This window comes from Streptomyces sp. NPDC094147, from assembly GCF_044764265.1.
In the GTDB taxonomy this organism is placed as follows: domain Bacteria; phylum Actinomycetota; class Actinomycetes; order Streptomycetales; family Streptomycetaceae; genus Streptomyces.
In genome coordinates this window covers 1-18,580 of record NZ_JBIWHT010000018.1, presented here as the reverse complement: position 1 = coordinate 18,580, position 18,580 = coordinate 1, and the positions used below count along the sequence as shown (strand labels likewise).

Annotated in this window: 18 protein-coding genes and 1 pseudogene; 12 read left to right on the top strand and 7 right to left on the bottom strand. The window is 69.9% G+C overall.

Going from position 1 to position 18,580, the window contains the following annotated elements; all coding sequences use genetic code 11:
* Positions 1–361: 361 nt before the first annotated feature.
* The 5 genes from ACIQ8J_RS24090 to ACIQ8J_RS24070 all read left to right on the top strand — a co-directional run bounded on the left by ACIQ8J_RS24090 (position 362) and on the right by ACIQ8J_RS24070 (position 6,922).
* The gene (locus ACIQ8J_RS24090) at positions 362–1,525 is read left to right on the top strand and encodes an IS701 family transposase (RefSeq protein WP_403274378.1); all 1,164 of its coding nucleotides are present in this window, start codon (positions 362–364) and stop codon (positions 1,523–1,525) included.
* 190 nt (positions 1,526–1,715) lie between these two features.
* Positions 1,716–3,215: an ankyrin repeat domain-containing protein gene (locus ACIQ8J_RS24085; protein ID WP_403607942.1), complete on the top strand. Its 1,500-nt coding sequence runs from the start codon at positions 1,716–1,718 to the stop codon at positions 3,213–3,215.
* Between the two features lie 29 nt (positions 3,216–3,244).
* Positions 3,245–3,553 carry a muconolactone Delta-isomerase family protein gene (locus ACIQ8J_RS24080; protein WP_403274380.1) on the top strand — a complete coding sequence of 103 codons (309 nt, stop codon included), beginning with the start codon at positions 3,245–3,247 and terminating at the stop codon, positions 3,551–3,553.
* Between the two features lie 37 nt (positions 3,554–3,590).
* Positions 3,591–4,283 carry an EthD family reductase gene (locus ACIQ8J_RS24075; RefSeq protein ID WP_403274382.1) on the top strand — a complete coding sequence of 231 codons (693 nt, stop codon included), beginning with the start codon at positions 3,591–3,593 and terminating at the stop codon, positions 4,281–4,283.
* Between the two features lie 140 nt (positions 4,284–4,423).
* Entirely contained in the window at positions 4,424–6,922 is a 2,499-nt protein-coding gene (locus ACIQ8J_RS24070) for a sugar phosphate nucleotidyltransferase (protein ID WP_403274384.1), read from the top strand.
* A gap of 97 nt (positions 6,923–7,019) precedes the next feature.
* Here ACIQ8J_RS24070 and ACIQ8J_RS24065 read toward each other — a convergent pair whose 3' ends face one another.
* From ACIQ8J_RS24065 to ACIQ8J_RS24050, 4 genes are all read right to left on the bottom strand, one after another.
* Positions 7,020–7,622, bottom strand: a complete 603-nt coding sequence (locus ACIQ8J_RS24065; protein WP_403274386.1) for a short chain dehydrogenase — start codon at positions 7,620–7,622, stop codon at positions 7,020–7,022.
* A 132-nt stretch (positions 7,623–7,754) separates the two neighbouring features.
* On the bottom strand, positions 7,755–8,093 hold the full coding sequence (locus ACIQ8J_RS24060; RefSeq protein WP_403274387.1) for an STAS domain-containing protein: 339 nt from the start codon (positions 8,091–8,093) through the stop codon (positions 7,755–7,757).
* 62 nt (positions 8,094–8,155) lie between these two features.
* Complete coding sequence (locus ACIQ8J_RS24055) at positions 8,156–8,545, bottom strand: nuclear transport factor 2 family protein (RefSeq protein WP_403274388.1); 390 nt, start codon at positions 8,543–8,545, stop codon at positions 8,156–8,158.
* 243 nt (positions 8,546–8,788) lie between these two features.
* Positions 8,789–9,163, bottom strand: a complete 375-nt coding sequence (locus tag ACIQ8J_RS24050; protein WP_403274389.1) for a MarR family winged helix-turn-helix transcriptional regulator — start codon at positions 9,161–9,163, stop codon at positions 8,789–8,791.
* A 53-nt stretch (positions 9,164–9,216) separates the two neighbouring features.
* Here ACIQ8J_RS24050 and ACIQ8J_RS24045 point away from each other — a divergent pair, with 53 nt between their 5' ends.
* Positions 9,217–10,098, top strand: coding sequence for an MBL fold metallo-hydrolase (locus ACIQ8J_RS24045; RefSeq protein ID WP_403274390.1), 882 nt, complete (start codon positions 9,217–9,219; stop codon positions 10,096–10,098).
* A 232-nt stretch (positions 10,099–10,330) separates the two neighbouring features.
* Here the strand turns inward: ACIQ8J_RS24045 and ACIQ8J_RS24040 are convergent, their stop codons facing one another.
* Positions 10,331–10,528: a hypothetical protein gene (locus ACIQ8J_RS24040; RefSeq protein WP_403274392.1), complete on the bottom strand. Its 198-nt coding sequence runs from the start codon at positions 10,526–10,528 to the stop codon at positions 10,331–10,333.
* Positions 10,529–11,253: 725 nt separating this feature from the next.
* Complete coding sequence (locus ACIQ8J_RS24035; protein WP_403607941.1) at positions 11,254–12,117, bottom strand: alpha/beta fold hydrolase; 864 nt, start codon at positions 12,115–12,117, stop codon at positions 11,254–11,256.
* Between the two features lie 144 nt (positions 12,118–12,261).
* Here ACIQ8J_RS24035 and ACIQ8J_RS24030 point away from each other — a divergent pair.
* From ACIQ8J_RS24030 to ACIQ8J_RS24005, 6 genes and pseudogenes are all read left to right on the top strand, one after another.
* A pseudogene (locus tag ACIQ8J_RS24030) lies at positions 12,262–12,540 on the top strand (AsnC family transcriptional regulator); the annotation flags it as partial.
* Positions 12,541–12,832: 292 nt separating this feature from the next.
* Positions 12,833–13,144, top strand: a complete 312-nt coding sequence (locus ACIQ8J_RS24025) for a hypothetical protein (protein ID WP_403274403.1) — start codon at positions 12,833–12,835, stop codon at positions 13,142–13,144.
* A gap of 68 nt (positions 13,145–13,212) precedes the next feature.
* Positions 13,213–13,824 carry an RNA polymerase sigma factor gene (locus ACIQ8J_RS24020; protein ID WP_403274402.1) on the top strand — a complete coding sequence of 204 codons (612 nt, stop codon included), beginning with the start codon at positions 13,213–13,215 and terminating at the stop codon, positions 13,822–13,824.
* Positions 13,821–14,147: a hypothetical protein gene (locus tag ACIQ8J_RS24015; protein WP_403274394.1), complete on the top strand. Its 327-nt coding sequence runs from the start codon at positions 13,821–13,823 to the stop codon at positions 14,145–14,147. The genes ACIQ8J_RS24020 and ACIQ8J_RS24015 overlap by 4 nt, the downstream gene beginning before the upstream one ends.
* Positions 14,148–14,356: 209 nt before the next feature.
* Positions 14,357–15,925, top strand: coding sequence for a flavin-containing monooxygenase (locus ACIQ8J_RS24010; RefSeq protein WP_403274396.1), 1,569 nt, complete (start codon positions 14,357–14,359; stop codon positions 15,923–15,925).
* Entirely contained in the window at positions 15,922–16,992 is a 1,071-nt protein-coding gene (locus tag ACIQ8J_RS24005) for a Rieske 2Fe-2S domain-containing protein (RefSeq protein ID WP_403274397.1), read from the top strand. Before ACIQ8J_RS24010 ends, ACIQ8J_RS24005 begins: the two co-directional genes overlap by 4 nt.
* Before the next feature lie 91 nt (positions 16,993–17,083).
* Here the strand turns inward: ACIQ8J_RS24005 and ACIQ8J_RS24000 are convergent, their stop codons facing one another.
* Positions 17,084–18,271: a peptidase S8 gene (locus ACIQ8J_RS24000; RefSeq protein ID WP_403274398.1), complete on the bottom strand. Its 1,188-nt coding sequence runs from the start codon at positions 18,269–18,271 to the stop codon at positions 17,084–17,086.
* Between the last annotated feature and the right edge of the window lie 309 nt (positions 18,272–18,580).

The following is an 18,580-nucleotide window of genomic DNA, read 5'->3' as shown; positions in this document are numbered from 1 at the left end:
CCGGTGGGTCATGGCCGGGGTCGCGGCGGCTGGCACGGCACCTCGCCGCGTTGCCGAACCGTCCCCATAGCTCCTCCCTCAAGGCCTCAAGGGCCAGGGGGGACCCCATTGAAGACGCTCCGGCGCCTTGCGATGCACCGCACCAGCCGCCGCGCCCTGTCCGACCCTGACCCACCGGACACCCCCTAGCAACCGGCCCGGCGGTCCGGCCCGCCGGCCCGGTTCTCCCCGGGCCTCCACAGCCCTGCCACGACTCCGCCGCCACGCGGCACGTACCAGATCCGTCAGGTCAAGTTCTTCTTCACGAGCAAGGAAGACGCGCTCCTCTCCATCGGTTCGAACAGTCTCAACGGGGGTCCGGATGTCTGTGTCGTCAACTGCTGCCCTTTTTACCCGGGACGCCATCGCCCAGTTCGCCGGCGACGTGTTCGCCTCCATGCCACGGGTGGACCAACGCCGCTGGGCCGAGGTCTACGTCAGAGGCCTCCTGCTGGTGGAGGGCAAGAAGTCGGTGCGCCGGATCTCCGAGGACATACTCGTCCAGCCGGCCCACCAGTCGCTGCAGCAGTTCATCAACCAGAGCCCCTGGGAATGGGAACCCGTCCGGGCCCGGCTGGTCCAGTACATCGAGTCCCTCAGCAGCCCGCAGGCCTGGGTGCTCGGCCGCACCGTCATCCCCAAGCGCGGACAGCGGTCGGTGGGTGTGGAGCGCCGCTTCCTGCCCGAAGCGGGCCGCGTGGTCAACTGCCAGATCGGATCCTCGGTCTCGCTGGCCACCCAGGGGGGCAACATCCCCGTCAACTGGCGTCTGCTGCTGCCCGAACGGTGGCTCGCCGACCCGGCACTCACCCAGTCCGCCTACATCCCCGACGGCATCGTCGCCCACCCCGAGTGGCGCGAACTGCTGGCGATGCTCATCGAGATGCAGTTCCGGTGGGGAGCGGCTCCGGTCCCCGTCATCGGCGACCTGAGGTACCTGGAAGACGCAGGACGGTTGATCCGGGCACTGGCCGACCGGGGGATGGACTTCGCACTGGAAGTCAACGGATCACTGGAGATACTGGACGGAATGCCGGTGCGGGACGCCTCCGCAGGCCGCTCCGGCCGGTGCGCCTTCGACCGGGCCGCCACAGCACTGGAGCACTTCCGTGTGTTGTGCGCACGCCGTCTGAGGTCCCCCGCCGCCCCCGACCGCCATCACCCCAAAGTCGTCTCCTCCACCGTGCGCCTGCCCGCCGGGAACCCGGCCTCGGACAGGGTCAGACTGCTGAGCGAGCTGTCGTCGCGCGGCGTGCCCACCCGCTTCTGGGTCACCAGTCTCACCGAGCAGAGCATCGCCGACGTCATGAACCGCATCCGTCTGCAGCACGGCAGCCAGGCCGATCTGCGGGTCCTGGAAGAGGACTTCGGGCTGCGGGACTTCGAGGGACGCTCCTTCCGCGGCTGGCACCACCACATGACGATGGTCTCCGCCGCCTACACCTTCAACCGAATCGGTGTCGAGCCTGCCATCCGTTCGGCCTGAAGCGGCCCCCGCCCCTGCGGCCGACGTCGCAAACAGGCAGGCAAGACCCACCGGGGCAGTCGCGGACACTCCGTCGAGTTGCACAGAACTCCCCGGGCCCGGCCGATTTTCTGGGCCCGCCCCGCAGAACTGGGTTAACTCGGATACGAGCCACCCGGTCGGCGGTGGCGGCGGACGCAGCGCCGCCGGAGTGCCCGACACATCCCGACGCCCGTCCAATCCGACAACTCCCGGAAGGCTTCCCGTGGTCAGCTCTGATCGCACACGTGCAATCGTCACGAAACTGTTCGCCGACGTCGCCGGTGGAAACGTGCAAGGCGTACTCGACGCCATCGCACCGGACATCGTCTTCGACCTGCCGTCGAACGAATTCACCTCGGCGATCCCCAACCTCGGCGTCTGGCGCGGAAAGGAAGGAGTGACCGAGGCGTTCCGACTGCGTGGCGCCTTCGCCGATGTGACCGAGTTCGAACAGCGCGAGATGATAGTCGAGGAAGACCGGGCGTTCGTCGTCAACTTCCAGCGAATCCGCCACAAGGCAACGGGATTCGAGGTCTCCTTCGAATTCTCCATGCTGCTCACTGTTGGCGACGACGACCTCATCCACCACTGGAAAGCCTTCTTCGACGCCTCGGCCGAGGTGGCGATGTTCCGGTCGGACATCAACGAGCGCCTGCTGGCCGCTGTGCAGCGCAAGGTGACCGATGAGGTGCGCACACTCCTGCTGGACGGAGCCAACCCCAACCACCGGGACACGGCCACCGGCCTGACCGTCCTGCAGACGGCCGCCGGACTGGGCGACGCCGAGACGGTACGGGCCCTGATCGCCGCCGGTGGCGACCTGTACTCCACCGACAGCCGCGCCGGCGGTACGGCCCTGCACAAGGCGGTGCAGAACGGGGACCTCGCCACGGTCCGGGCCCTCGTCGAGGCCGGCGCCTTCGTGGACGCCGTCGCGCCCACCACCGGCCACACTCCGCTGATGGACGCGCTCTGGTACAAGTGGCCCGACATCGTCGGCTACTTGCTCGACCACCACGCCGGCCTCAATCTGACCACCCACTACGGCTTCTCCCTGCGCGAGCACTTCGAGTACGAGCTCAACGTCAACACGCTCGGCAAGGACAAGATGCTCGCCGCCGAACAGCTGCTCAAGCAGCGCACCCAGGACGACGACGAGCGCAGGACCCGGCACCGGCTGATCGCCGCCACGGCCGAGGGTGACACGTCCGAGGTCCGCGGCCTCATCGCTTCCGGCGCCGACATCGAGGAGCGCTTCCCCGTCGTCAACGGCTTCAACGACGCCCACACCGCACTGCTGGTGGCCGCCCGTGACGGCCACACCGAGATCGTGCGCGCACTGCTCGCGGCCGGCGCCGACGTCAACGCGACCGAGCCGACCTTCGGGGCTGTCCCGCTGCACAAGGCGGTCTACAACGGGCACGCCGACATCACCCGGATCCTGGTGGAGGCCCCGGGCGTCGACCTCGACTACCAGGGGGCGACCAACGGCTACACGGCCCTCCACGACGCCCTGTGGCACGGCTACGAGGAATGCGCCCGCGTCCTGATCGCCGCCGGTGCCCGGACCGACCTGGCGGGCCACGACGGCAAGACCGCCCACGACATCGCCTCCGACGTCTTCGGCGCGGACCACGCCCTGCCCCGGGAACTGGCCCGTGACAACTGACGGCCCCGGCCACTGAACTGGAGACGACGATGCTCTTCTACGTCCAGATGAAATGGAAGCACGAGGGCCGGATCACGCTCGACGAATTGTGGGAGATCGAGCAGGAAGAGGCCGAGCACGCCCAGGAAACGGTCGACTCCGGTTTCTGCGTGGGGATCTGGAAGGTGGCGGCACAGAAGCGGGTGATCGCCATCATCGAATCGCCGGATGCGGAGGAACTCGACCGGACCGCGCTGGGACGCCTGCCGATGCGTGAGTACCTCGAGTTCGAGACGGTGTGGCCACTGCGGGACTACCTCGGATTCGCCGAAGACGTCAAGGCTCGCTACCGCGTGTGAACCATCCAGACGCTTCTATGAAAGGACACCGATCGCTGTGATACACCAGCTGATTTTCGCGGCCCCCAAGCCCGGGATGACCCGGGAGGAGTTCCACCGCTACTGGGTGGAGGAGCACGCAGTCCGGTACGCCAGCAAGATTCCCCAGATCAAGAAGTACGCGGTCGACACCACGGTGGCGCTCAGCAGCGGCGAGCCGCCGCTGTGGGACGGGATCGCCGAGATCTGGCTGGAGAACGAGGACGAGCAGCTCGCTTCGCTGCAGACGCCCGAGTTCCTTGAGGGTGCCCGCCTGGACGAGCCCCGCTGGGCCGCCTTCTGGCGCTCCGTCGTGCTGGACACCGACACCGAGATCGTCGTGCCCGGCAGCGGGCAGGACACCGTCCAGCCCGGCGTGAAGCTGGTCGTCCTGGCCAAGCGCAAGGAAGGCGTCACCCGCGACGAGTTCCGCCGCCACAACCGTGAGGTCCACGCCGCTCTCGTCACCCAGGTGCCCGGTGTGACGCGCTACTACCAGTCCTTCACCCGCGATTCCTGGTACGGGATCAGCGAGCCCCCCTTCGACGCCGCGTACCACATCTGGTTCGACAGCTCCCAAGCGTTGGAAGCCGCCCTGCGCTCCCCGCAACAGGCAGCCGTCGAGGCCGACTACAAGAACTTCGTCAACGAGTCGTACCTGCACACCGTCCCGGTCCGGGAGAACTGGATCATCGGTCCGCAGCCCCGCTGACGACCACAGCCACGGCCCCCGCGCCCCGCCTCGGGGCGCCGGGGCCCCGGCCTGCGCCACCCACACCCTTGCCTTCAGAGCCTGACAGGTCGCGCCCCACCCCCACACCGGGCGACCTCGCTGAATAAGGAGCCCGCGCCGTGAAAGCCGTCGTGATGGCCGGCGGCGAAGGCACACGCCTTCGCCCCATGACCTCCAGCATGCCCAAGCCCCTCGTGCCCGTGGCGGACCGCCCCGTCATGGAGCACGTCCTGAACCTGCTCAAGCGCCACGGCATCGACGACGTCGTCGTGACCGTCCAGTTCCTCGCGTCCCTGATCAAGAACCATTTCGCCGATGGCAGCGAACTCGGCATGCGCCTCGCCTACGCCCACGAGGACCAGCCGCTGGGCACGGCGGGCAGCGTCAAGAACGCCGTCGACGAGCTGGGGCGGGAGCCGTTCCTGGTCATCTCCGGCGACGCGCTGACCGACTTCGACCTCGGCGAGGCCATCCGGTTCCACCAGGACAAGGATGCCCTGGTCACCGTCTGCCTCACCCGGGTTCCCGACCCGCTGGAGTTCGGCATCACCGTCCTCGACGAGGACGGCAGGGTCGAGCGTTTCCTGGAGAAGCCCACCTGGGGGCAAGTGTTCACCGACACCGTCAACACCGGCATCTACATCATGGAGCCCGAAGTCCTCGACTACGTCGCCGAAGGCGTCCCGGTCGACTGGTCCGGTGACGTGTTCCCGAAACTGCTCGCCGAAGGCCTGCCGGTGTACGGATTCGTCGCCGACGGCTACTGGGAAGACATCGGCAGCCACGACAGCTACATCAAGGCGCAGGCCGATGTCCTCAACGGCACCGTCCGCACCGAACCGTCGGGCTTCGAGATCGCCCCGGGCATCCGGGTGGGAGAAGGCGCGGAGATCCACCCCGACGCCGTCCTCACCCCGCCGCTGCAGATCGGCCCGTACGCACGCATCGAAGCCAAAGCCGAGATTCGCAGCCACTCCGTCATCGGCCGGGGCGCGGTCGTCGGCGCCCGTGCGGTCATCGACCAGGCAGTCCTCCACGAGAACGTGTACGTCGGACCGGACGCCGCGCTGCACGCCTGCGTCGTGGGGCGCGGCAGCGACATCATGCGGGCGGCCCGTCTCGAACCCGGTGTCGTGATCGGCGAGAGCTGCACCATCGGGGCGCAAGCCATCATCACCGCAGGGGTGCGCGTCTATCCCAGCAAGACCGTGGAGGACGCTGCCTGTGTCAACACCTCGGTCGTGTGGGAAACCCGAGGCCAGGCCCAGCTGTTCGGGCGCCGCGGCGTGGAAGGCATCCTCAACGTCGACATCACGCCCGAACTCGCCGTACGTCTCACCGCCGCCTACGCCACCACCCTCAAGAAGGGCGACGTCGTCGCGCTGGGCAGCGACCACTCACGCGGAGCGCGGGCGCTGGCACACGGCATCGCCTCCGCCCTCCAGGCAGCAGCCATCAACGTCCGCGACCTGGACAACGTCGCGATGCCGGCCCTGCGCCAGCAGACCCGGCTCGCCGCGGTCGGCGGCATCTACGTGCGCACGACCCTCGGCGAACCCGACTCGGTCGAGATCCTCTTCCTGGACCAGCACGGAGCCGATCTCACCGAGGCCGCCAAACGCAAACTGGACCGCGTCTACGCCCGCCAGGAGTACCGCCGGGCCTTCCCCGGTGAGATCGGGACGTCCACCCACCCCGCCGGAGTCCTCGACACCTACGCCGACTCGCTCACCGCGCACATCGACCGCCGGCGGGTGGCCCGATCCGGGCTCAAAGTCGTCATCGACGCCGCCCACGGCACGGCCGGCCACGTGCTGCCCGAGCTGATCGGGCGACTGTCCCTGGACGCCCTCATCGTGAACGCGGGCATCGACGAGGCACACCCCACCGAAACGGCGGAAGACCGCAGCGGAGCACTGGTCCGCCTGGGCGCGATGGTCCGCGCGGCCGACGCCGACCTGGGCGTCCGCTTCGACCCGGTCGGCGAACGCCTCTCCCTCGTCAACGACAAGGGCGAGATCGTCGACGACAGCCGAGCCGTCCTCATCCACCTCTGCCTGGCAGCGCGCCACCACGCAGGCGGGCGCATCGCGCTGCCCGTCACCATCTCCCGCACGGCGGAGGACCTTGCTTCCCACTACGGCGCCCGCGTGCACTGGGTGGGTACATCGCCCGCGGCGCTCGCCGACGCGGCGACGGCCCCCGACACGATCCTCGCCGGCGACGGACTCGGCGGCTACATCATCCCTGGCGTCGGCGCCCCGTTCGACGCGGCGGCCGCCTTCGCGAGCCTGGTCGGACACCTCGCCGACTCCTCGTACCGGCTCAGCCAGCTCGAGGCACGGATCCCCGAGGACCGAGTGCTGCAACGGGAGATACCCACACCCTGGTCGGTCAAGGGCACCGTCATGCGCAGCGTGGCTGAAGCCGGCGGCGAGCACGCCCTGGACACCACGTCCGACGGCGTACGCATCGTCGAACCCGACGGCAGCTGGGCACTGGTCCTGCCCGACTCCGTACAAGCAGTCACCCGCATCTGGGCCGAGGGGGGCACACGCGCCAACTCCCAGGCCATTTTGGACAAGTGGTCCGCCCGGGTGGCGGAGGCCGTTGCCTGACCTCCCTTCACCTGCGGCCGCGTGCGTCGGCCCGCCGGTTGCACCGCCCAGCGCCGGTCCGGGCACTGGGCGGTAACTGGGGGCCGACGCGGAGTCGTCACGCGGACGGCGCCCCGGCCGGCTCGACGACCTGGCCCTGCGCCTTGCCTTCGACGAGGTCCACGTAGGCACGCGCCACATCGCAGACGGGGACACCTCCGGAGCCCGGCAGGCCCATCCTCACCAGCGTCTCCGAAACCCAGCCCGGACTCACGGAGTTCACCCGGATCTGCCGGGGCATCTCCGGTGCCGCCGCGGCGACGAAGCCCGCGAGTCCGGCGTTGACCAACGCCCCGAATGCCATGCCGGGGGCGGAAACCCGGGAGGTCCCGTTCGTGAGCGTGATCGACCCGCCGTCGCGCAGATGCCCGATCGCCCGGCGGACCAGGTGTACCTGACCCAGCAGTTTGCCTTGCAGGCCACAGAGGAACCGCTCGTCCGACGGATCATCGAGCCGGGTGAGCCGGCCGCTCGCGGCGCAGCAGACAACGGCGTCCACGTCGGGGGTGGCCGCGAAGAGTGAATCGATCGACGCGGGGTCGTCCATGTCGACCTGCACCGGTCCGCGCCGTGAGGCACGCACGACGTCATGGCCGACTGCCAGCGCGTCGGCAACGGCCCCGCCGATGGTGCCCGTTGCCCCGATCACGATGATCCTCATCCCCGGATCCTAGGCACGCCGCGCGACGTCGGGCCCGTACGTCACCCCACTCCCGTAGCCGTTGTCCGGGCGTTCGAATAGGCGAAGCGGCTGCGGGTGCGCGAGGCGGCGGGCATGTGGCGCCCGTCGCGGTCAGGCTGCGGCGGCGAAGGGACCAGGGACAGCGGGAATCAGCCGCACAGACCGCTCCAGCCCGGCCATCCGCAGCCTCTCCGTCACCTTCTGGGATGCGCCGTCGACCGTCATCTGCGCTCCCGACGGCAGCAGTTGCTGGGCGAAGGCCAGGCAGCGCAGAGCGGCCGGCACCAGACTCGTCAGTTCGACGACGTCCACGACGAGGTGACGAGGTGCGACGCGTACGGCTTCGTCGATCAGCGAACGGACCTCCGCGACCTCCGCGTCGGTCAGATCACCGGCCAGGCGGACGATCGCGGACGTGCCGGAGAAACCCAGAGAGGCATGGAACGACATGACTATTGCGTCCTTTCGGAAAGGGATCGAAATCCAGAAGTGAGCGAGGGGGTGAAGCGTTCTCAATCGGTCATCGCGGGCGCAGCCGCATAGATGTCGCAGAAGAACTCATCGGCGTGGCCGTGGTCGGACACGAAATGCTGTGCCTGCACTATCCGCCCGTCGTCGATGCGGTACACGGTGACCCAGGTGGTGTCGAGTCCGCCGGACCGGTCCGACCAGCTGCGGCAGACCTCCACGACGCGCTGGTCGTCGGCGGTCAGATACAGCGGCTCGTTTCGGAGGTCGGCCAGGGCGAGCCGGCGGTAGAAGGAGACGATGTCGTCGACTCCGCGATGGCAGCCGGCAAGAGGATGCCGGCCCGGTACGCACCAGGCGGCGTCCGGGGCGAGAACCTCGGTGCGGAGCAGGGTGAGGTTGTCGGTGGCGTAGGACTCGAAGAACCGGCGCACCAATGAAAGGTTCGCCTCCGCCGCATTCCCCACCGTAACCACCGGCATCCCCTTCGCCTCAGTCGGCCTTTCCTCTGATGCCTCCAAGAGTCGCCCCCACCGGGACGGGCGTCCAATACCTGCACCCATAGGCAGGCGGCATGACGGCCCCGTGCCGGTGGGCGATCAGCGGACTGCCGTGGTCGACGCACGCGGCCGTACGGGGCGCGGCAGGGAGCCCCATCTCTGTTGGTCGGCGTCGACTCAGGGACGGGTGATGGCTTGCTCGAGCAGGTTGTGAAGGTCGCGCTGTTGCTGAGTGGTGAGGCCGGCCAGTGGTGAGTCCCGGGCGAGGAGTTCGAGGAGCTGTTCGCGGAGGGCATTGCCCTCAGAGGTCAGGACAAGGTGCTTGGCGCGGCGGTCGGTGGGGTGCGCGCGGCGCTGGACCAGGCCCTGCTTCTCGAGCTTGTCGACGACGAAGGTGGTGTTGGAGGGCTCGCAGCTCATGCGTTCGGCGAGTTCCCGCATGGTCATCGGCCCGGTCAACTCCCGCAGCGCGGTCGCCTGGGCCGCGGTCAGATCCAGGGTGACAGCGCGCTCGCGTACGTGATCGGCGATCTGCTGGGCCAGTCCGTTCACGCTCCGGCGAGGCGCGGCAACGACCTGGCACCAGGGGTGAAGTGGGAGGGACCATGGCGAACTTCGCGATTGGCCGGAACGAGCGGCTGCGGCGGCCGGCGGGAATCCGCTCGTTGCGGCTGAGCGACACGAGGGTCTCGTTCGTGCCGGACGGCGATGTGCGGCTCAGGCCGCGCGATCTGCTCCAGGACACGACCGATGAGGTGTGGGCCGCCCACCCGGAGTATCTGGACGCTTCCGGCAACCTGGTGGCGAGCATCGGCAGTCTGCTGGTGGAGCACGGCGACCGCGCGCTGCTGATCGACGCGGGCTTCGGACCGCAGACAATCCCGGCGGCACCGGACGGCCCGCGCGGCGTGATCCACGGGGGCTCGCTCCTGGACAGTCTGGCCGAGCTCGGCCGCAGTCCGGAAGAGATCGAGGCGGTGGCCTTCACCCACCTGCACCCCGATCACCTCGGCTGGGCTTGGCACCCTGCCCCGGGCCGCGACGGGGCCGTGTTCGCCCACGCCGACTACCTGGTGTCCGAGCAGGAATGGGCCCAGCGCGACCAGTTGGCGGCGCAGGGCATGACCGAGGAGGTCACAGCCATGGCGCCGCACGTGCGTACGGTGACGGACGGGCAGGAGATCTTCCCGGGCGTGCGCATGCGGATCACAGCCGGTCACACCCCAGGGCACGCCGAGTACGTCATTTCCTCGGGCGGACAGCGACTGATCGCCTTCGGCGACGCCCTGCACTCGCCGATCCAGGTCGACCACCCCGAATGGTCCTCCGCCTTCGACCACGATCCTGTGCGGTCCGCCGGCCACCGCCGCCGCCTCGTCGCCGAGTTGGCGGAGCCCGGCACGATCGGCTTCGGCAACCACTTCGCCGACGTGGTGTTCGGGCAGGTCCGCCGAGACGCCGGCGGCCCCGCCCGGCGCCCCTTGTAGGAAGCCCCTCTCAGGAGCGTTGCCCCGGCGCCGAGGAAACCGATCGTGCCGAACGCCGCGCAGAACGTGTGGGCGCTGACCGCCGCGAGCCGCGGGTCGCTCAACATCCTTACGCCCACCAGCGGATGCGCCGCGCGCCGCACCACCGCGACCCATGCGGCGAGTACGGCCACCGCGAGCGCCGCGATCCCCAAGGAGCGCACCGACGCCCAGCCCCACTCCAGACCGCCCGTCAACAGGGCAGCCGCGCCGGAGTGGAAGCGGCCGCCACGCGGCCCGTCACGTCCGGCAGGACCGCCACCGGCACCGCCGTCAACACCCGCGACGGCGTGCCGCTCGCTGAGCACACCCGCCACCATCGCGAGCGCCACGCGCAGCGGCCGCCGTGTCCGTACAGGTCGCCGAGCCGGGACAGCAGCGGTGTCAGCACGGTGAGCGCGCACTACGTGGAGGGCAGCCGCTGGCGGCCCGTGGCGCTGGACAGCCGCGCACATCGACGAGTGGATGACCGATCTCGTCGTCAGCCACAACCGTGCTCCGTCGACGCTCCGGGCCTACCAGGGCGCCGTGGGGTTGTTCATGGACTACCTGTTCAACCCGGTTTACGGCTGGGTGGACGTCTGCTGGACCGGTTCGGTACGCACCCGACGCCGATCCTGCACGACGGCAACCGGCGGTAACACCTGGCGGACTACGAGGGTGACCCGGGCCGCAGGCCGAAACTGGTTCCGGTCCGTGCTGGTTGCGGCGGGCATCCTGCCCGTCCGCGACGAGTACCTCGCCACATCGCACACAGCCACGAGCACGCGATCAACAGCAACGAGACGAACGCACCCTGGCTGCTCCCGACCCGACGTCCCGGACGAGCACTGACCAGCAGCCGGCTCGCGACCCGTCTGCGGAACATCGGCCTCCCGTCCGAAGCCGGACGATGCGCTGCCCTGCTCGACCTCTGCACACAGATGCCACCGGCCGTGCTGCAAACGGCTGCTCGGCATCAGCCCTATGGCGGCCGAACGATGGTCTGCCGGCGCGGTCAGAATGGCCTACGCAGCCGAGGTGGCCCGTCGATCATGAGCTGCACGCCTTCGGCTGCTATCAGTCTTCGATTCTCAGCCCAGCCAGTTGGCCGCAGCTGGGTCGATTTCACCATCTTCACCGGACGTGGGCCACCAAGGTGCGCAGGACGGCCTCGGCGTGTGTCCAGAGCAAGGATCCCGCGACGGCGGGAAGCAGGTGGCGTGTCGCCGTCGGGATCATCTGGGCGAGCGATTCACCCAGATCCGGAGAGTGGACCGGGCTGGTGTCCTGCTGTCCGTACCAAAGGTCGGCCGGGACGGCGATGTCGGCGGGGTCAAATGGCCAGCGGTCCATCGCCAGGACGGTGTCGCGGGCATAGCCTGCTGGGCTCTGGCTGAATGCCTCGTCCATCGCGCGCCGGAAGGCGTGCTGGAAGACCGGTTCGGTGTACACCGCGCGATCGGCCTCGGGGCTCGTCGTGGTGATCAGATCCCACAGTGTGTCGGCGCGGCCGAAGCTGGCGAAGGAGGCCTCAGCAGCGTCGGGGTCGGCCGCGACGGCGTCCACCATGTCCCTCACCTGCGGGGTCAGGGTGTAAGTGAAGCGAGGATGGGCGAGTTCGTCGCTGCCGGACACCACGGCCACTGCGTTCACCAGGCCGTTGGCTGCCAGGGCTAGGGCGAACGGTGCCCCCTGCGAGAACCCCACCGCCGACGGCGCTCGCAGGGCCCGGTCTTGGATGAGGTGCCGGATGTCGGCGGCCCAACTGGTCAGGGTCCGGCCGGGGGCTGGGTCAGAGGCGCCGAGACCGGGCCGGTCCACGCTGATGAGCCGGATCCCGGTCGAGTCGACGACACCACCGCCGAAACCGAGCCACCTGCTGGTGGCCGCCCCCGGGCAGAGCAGCACCGGGGTGCCGTCGGCCGGCCCCCACTCCGCCCAGCCCAGGCGCCTGCCGTCCAACAACTGGGTCCGTCCGAGCCGAGCTGGTTCCCTCACGCCGTAGTCCATGATCCGTATTGTCCCCCGCCCGCGTCCCGGCTGCCGTACCCCACCTGCCGCGGCAGCAGGGGAGAGAGCAGCGCTCGGCGCTGCGAAGTGGTGAACACCTGCTGTCCCTTCCGGTGGACAAGGCCAGAGTTGATGCCAGAACCAGGCACCACGCCTGCGAAGCCAGACTGCCCAGCGGCGAGCTCACGAGCGCTATTCCGCACAGTCGAATATCCGAACCTGCCGATACTCGCCCCCACCCAGCTCACCGCCATCGGCCCCCCGGGCGCGGGCGCGCCCGACTCGACACCCACCGTCGAACTCGAAACCGTGGACCGGGCGTTGCTCGACGCACTCGTACGCGCCGGCCGCCGAGGCCCGGCCGCGCTCGCCGACCACACGGGCAGCAGCCCCGCCACCGTCCGCCGCGGACTGCGCCGCCTCACCGACTCCGGCGACGCCGACCATGACCCACCGCATCGTCGGCCTGCACACTGTCAAGCGCATCGGCCACCTCCTCGACAAGGACGGCCGGCGCACCGGGGTGCGGCCGATCCGGCCCTGGTAGAGGCGGGGCCCTGCGGCCTCTCCCTGAAGAACAGAATCACGGTGAACTTTTCTCGGATGTGGTCGCAACCTCACGGGGTGCCGCACGTCTGGTGGGTTGAAGGCGCCCTTCACCAGTTGTTCCAGACCGTTTTCGCCACCTCCTCGGGAGAGTCCCATGTCTGTGCACGCCAAGCGGAACTACCGCCCCCGCCCCCGGGTCCTGGGTGCCGTCACCGGTATCACGCTGCTGCTGGGCGGTGCCTTCGCCGCCCAGGCCGTCGCCGACTCCGGCCCCGCCGCGCCGAAGGTCGCCACGGCCGGGGACACGGCCCCGCAGGCCCCGGCCAAGCCCGGCGTCTCGACGCCCGCCGGCACCCCGAAGGTCGAGGCGGGCAAGTCGGCCGGCGCGGCCAAGCCCGCCGCCGGCTCCGCCGCGTCCGCAGACGCGCCCAAGGTGATCCACCCGGGCAGCGGAGTCAAGAAGTAGCAGCAGCACCACGGGGCGGGCGGGCCTGTGCGCAGGCCCGCCCGCCCTCCCGCAACGGATCGAGGCCCATGCAGTACGCCATCCCCGCAGCGCAGCCCTGGTGGTCCAGGCTGCTCGCCCGCATGCCCCGGACCGAGGACAGGCCGGTACGGGGCCGGCATCTGCGGGCCCTCGACACGCCGTACGACGACGAACCGCCCACGCTGACCGAGCTGTACCGGGCACGGCGGCTCGACATGGTGCGGCTCGCGCTCTTCCTGGTGGACGACCTGCCCACCGCCGAGGACGTCGTCCAGGACGCCTTCGCCGCCGTCTGCCGCATGTACGGAACCTCGCTCGACGGACTCCAGGACCCCGGCGCGTACCTGCGCACCGCCGTGGTCAACGCGGCCCGCTCCGTGCTGCGCAGACGCCGCACCTCGCGCGCCTACATCCCGCCCCACCAGGGCTACGGACCGCCCGTGGACGAGGGACTGCTGCTCGCCGAGGAGCACCGCCAAGTCCTGGACGCCCTGGCACAATTGACGCAGCGTCAGCGCGAGGTACTGGTGCTGCGCTACTGGTCGGAGCTGTCCGAGGCGCAGATCGCGCAGACACTCGGTCTCTCGCGCGGCACGGTGAAGTCCACCGCGAGCCGCGCGCTGGACGTGCTGGAGAAGAAGCTGGGGGCGGGCCGATGAACCCGAACGCCGAGGACCGCCGGTTCGCGACCGACGACCGGGTGCGCGCCGCCCTGGCCGCCCGCGGCGCACTCGTCACACACAGCGATCTGCGCCGCGACGACCCCCCGCAGGGCCGCAGTTGGGGAGTGCGCCGGGTGCGCAGGGTCGCCTTCGCCGCGCTCGGTGTGGCTGCGACCGCGGTGGCCGTGTGCCTGCTGCTGCCCGGCAGCCCGCTGGACCCGACTCCGGCACCGCCCGCCCACGCCCCGGGCATCAACGAACCAACCCCGTCCTCACCGAGCCCGGCCGACCCGTCCCCCCGGGTGATCAACCACCGATAGACCGACGGGGGCAGTCGAGGCCAGAGCTGAAGGACCCGCCATACTCGCCAGAGCGCGGACCCAAACGCCTTGCCGAATACGCCTGTTGCCGTCCGTCAACCAAATGAGTGGCGCACGCCGTGATCCCGGCGGTCCGCATCCCCGCCTCCAGCACACTGACCTGTCACCGGCCCATGGAGGGCGGTGTTCGGTCGGCCCCTGGAGTATTCGTGTCACTTGTGCCTGAGCTGCCGTGCGACGCCCGAGCGGGCAGGGATGTGCAGGTGCTGGTGGTCGGTGCGGGGTTCTCCGGCATCGGTGCGGCCATCCGGCTGCGCCAGGAAGGCGTCCGTGACGTTCTGGTGCTGGAGAAGGCTCCCCAAGTCGGGGGCACCTGGCGGGAGAACACCTATCCCGGGTGTGCGTGTGATGTGCCGTCCTCGCTGTATTCGTACTCGTTCGCCCCGAACCCGGACTGGAGCAGAACCTTCGCCGGGCAGCGGGAGATCCACGACTACCTCCGGGCAACCGCGGTCCGGTACGGAATCGGCGAAGTGCTGCGCTGCGGTGTCCACGTCCTGCGGGCCCGGTGGGACCAGAGCGGGGGACGCTGGCAGCTGGAGACCAGCGACGGCGCCTACAGCGCCAAGGCGTTGGTCCTGGCCACCGGGCCGTGGCACGAGCCGCGGCGGCTCGACGTGCCGGGGCTCGACGAGTTCCCCGGACCCGTGTTCCACACCGCCGAGTGGGACCATTCCGTGGACCTCACCGGCCGGCGCGTGGCCGTGGTCGGCAGCGGCGCCTCCGCCGTTCAGGTCATCCCGGCGATCCAGGCCCAGGCGGCAGCCGTGCACCTCTTCCAGCGCACCGCCCAGTGGCTGCTGCCCCGACCCGACCTTCCGGTTCCCCCCGCCCTGCACTGGTGCCTGTCCCATCTTCCCGGCGTACAACGCACCATCCGGGCCTGCCAGTACGGGCTGCAGGAGGGCTTCGGCTACGCCTTCCGCCACCCACGGCTCGTCGGCCCGGTCCAGGCCGCGGCCCGCGCTCATCTGCGCCTGACGGTCCGTGACCCGGCGCTGCGCCGGGCGCTGACGCCCGATTACCGTCTGGGCTGCAAGCGCCTGCTGACTTCCAGCACGTTCTACCCGGCGCTGGCCCGGCCCCACGTCCATCTCCACCCCACCGCCGTCTGCGCGGTCCGCGGCAGGCATGTCATCGGCGCCGACGGCACCGCGACCGAGGCCGACGTGGTGATCACTGCCACGGGCTTCCGCATCGGCGAGCTGCCGCTCGCCCGCGACGTGCACGGCGCGAACGGCCGCACGCTGCACGAGACGTGGGACGAGGAGGGACCCCAGGCCTACCTCGGCACCAGCATCAGCGGATTTCCCAACCTCTTCCTCCTCCTGGGCCCCAACCTCCTGGCCGGCTCAACCTCCGCCATCAGCGTCCTCGAAGCCCAACTCACCTACATGTGCGCCGCGTTGAAGCACCTGAGGCTCGGCGGCTACACCTCCATGGACGTGAGACCGGCCGCCCAGGACGCGTACAACGCCGCGGTGCAGGAGGCGCTCAGGACCACCGTGTACAACGCGGGCGGCTGCTCCAGCTACTACTTCACCCCCAGCGGGCGGAACACCTTCTGCTGGCCCTGGTCCACCGGCCGGCTCGTCCGCAGGCTCAGCCGCTTCGACGCCACGGCCTACACCTGCCACGCCCCGCCCGCCCCGGTGCCGGCGCCCCGGGCCGCCGCGGACGAAAGCTGTCCGACGGGTGAGGAAGGAATCACCGCATGACGCGGGGGCGGCGCCCACGGCCGCAGCGATACGACCGGGAGCTCGACAGCCCGTACACGACCGGTGCGGGCGGACAGCAGGAGCCCTGCCCCACCGGCTGGTACTTCGCCCGCTTCAGCAAACACCTCCGCCGCGGCCAGGTGGTCCCGGTCACCTGCATGGACCGGCGGTACGCGCTGTTCCGCACGCGCGGCGGACGCCTGGGGATGGTCGACAGCCAGTGCTGCCACATGGGCGCCGACCTCAGCCGGTGCGGTCACGTCCGCGAGGAGAGTCTGGTCTGCGGCTTCCACGCCTGGGAGTTCGACACAGAAGGGACGTGCCGGAAGATCCCCGGCGCGAACAGGATCCCCTCCCGGGCCGTGCAGCGCACCGTCGCCGTGACCGAACGGGCGGGCATCATCTGGTTCTGGCACGGATCTCCGACACCGGAGCCCATGGACCAGCTGGACTTCGCCGAGGACCGCCGCCGCTACCTCCGTCTGGCGGGCAAGGTCCTCGTGTGCCACACGGACCTCCTCCCCATCAGTGAACACGTCACCGACGCCTCGCACTGGCCGTACGCGCACAGCAGGGGGCACCCGATGGTCTCCGTCCCGGTACGCGACGAGGGGCGCCACTTCTCGTTCCGGATTCAGCCCGCCGACTCGGACGGCATCCGCATCCACCACTTCCGCCCGCACGTCCTGGTCTCGATGGCGAATCCGACCACCGCGCTGGTCACGCCGCTGCCGGTCTCACCGCCGGACGGCAAACCACCCCGGATGGCCTTCGTCGCCGCCGTGAGCCCGGTGCGGCCCGGTGTCACGATCGCGACGTGGTGCCTGATCGTCCGCAAGCTCGGCCCCGACTGGCTGCTGTGGCCGGCCAGCCGTCTCTGGGCGGCCTTCCTGTGGCGCCTGGTCAGGCGCAATCACGATGCCGACCGCGACATCCTGCGCTGGATGCGCCCGGTGGCCAAGGACCTCTGGTCGGCGGCGGACGGCCCCACCGTCCGCGCCTACCGCCGCTTCTACCGCCGCAACCTCCCCCCGGCCACGGAGGAACCCGCATCAGCGGGCACCTGACACACCGCGGAACCCACTGCGCCTCCCGCTGAGTTGCCAGCGGGAGGCGCGCGGAATCCGTCGGGGCCGCCGCACGTGGCGGCCCCTTGGATCAGCCGGTGAAGGCTGCCGTGCCGTTGGGGGTGCCGAGGCCGGTCGGGCCGTCGTAACCGGTGCCCGCGGTGCACAGGTAGCTCGGGCTGCAGCTGCCGTTGGCTCCGCTGGTGACGTCGTTCAGAGCCGAGGTGTTGGCGTAGGGGAAGGACGCGGGGGTCGAGTTCGCGGAGGGGGTGCCGGCCAGCGCGTACACGCCCGCGATGATCGGCGAGGAGGCGCTGGTTCCGCCGTACACGTTCCACCCGCTGGCCTGGTAGGTGTCGTAGACCGCGAGGCCGGTGGCGGGGTCGGCGACGGCGGAGACGTCGGCGACGGTGCGGTTGGTGCAGCCGGTGTCGGTCTGCCAGGACGGCTTCGGGTCGTACGCGGAGCAGCCCGAGCCCGCGCCGTTGCCACCAGCGCTGGAGCCCCAGACCGACTCGGACCAGCCGCGCGAGCTGCTGTCCCGGCTGAGCGAGGTGCCGCCGACGGCGGTGACGTACTGGGAGGCGGCCGGGTACTCGACGCCGTAGCCGCTGTCACCGGAGGAGACGGTGATGGCGACGCCCGGGTGGTTGAAGTAGGCGGAGTCCGACTGCAGGTCGGTGGAGTCCTCGCTGCCGCCGTAGCTGTTGGACACGTACTTGGCGCCCATGCTGACGGCCTGGTTCACGGCGGCGCCGAGGTCGGACATGTTCGCGGAGTTGGCCTCGACGAGCAGGATGTGGCACTGCGGGCAGACGGCGCTGACCATGTCGACGTCGAGCGAGATCTCGCCGGCCCAGCCCGAGTCTGCGGTCGGGTAGTTGCTGCCGCCGTTCTGGTCGACCTTGCTGAAGCAGCCGTTGGCCGTCGAGCACTCCGGCAGGCCGTACGTCTGCCGGTAAGTGGCCAGGTCCGACTCGGCGTTGGGGTCGTCCTGAGCGTCGATGATCGCGACCGTGGCGCCGGATCCGGCGTTGGCCGGAAGGTTGTACGCGCTCTGCAGATCGGCGGGGCCGTAGCCGGAGGGGGCGGCGGCGTCGGCGGATATGCCGCGGTGCTGCTTGACGTCCGTACGGGCCAGCGCGAGGCAGTGCATCATGCCGGGCTTGGCCGGCTTCGCGCACAACTGCTTGACGTGGGAGGCCGAGGGCGACTGCTGGGCGGCGACGGACGGGGTCGCGGCGAGCAGGCCGCCTGTGACGAGCGCGAGAAGGGACACCAGCGCAGATGCGGTGCCGGCGGAACGATGTCCGAACCTGAAGGTTCGTTTTTGTCGCACGGTTCTTCCTCCATGGGGGGTGCGCCCTGCCCTGGGGATGGACAGAACGCGAAGAAACATCAGGTGCATGACAACTTGACGTCGGGGAACTGCCACCCCAACAAGTGGTGGCAGCCACGAAAGTACCGACACACATGCCTAGTTGACAGGGGCACTAACTGATCGTTTCAGAATGAGGTTCTGAGTCGTCTCAAGCAGATGATGCTGCAGGCGAGTTGGAGGAGTGCAAGGTGGAGGTCGCCGTGTATC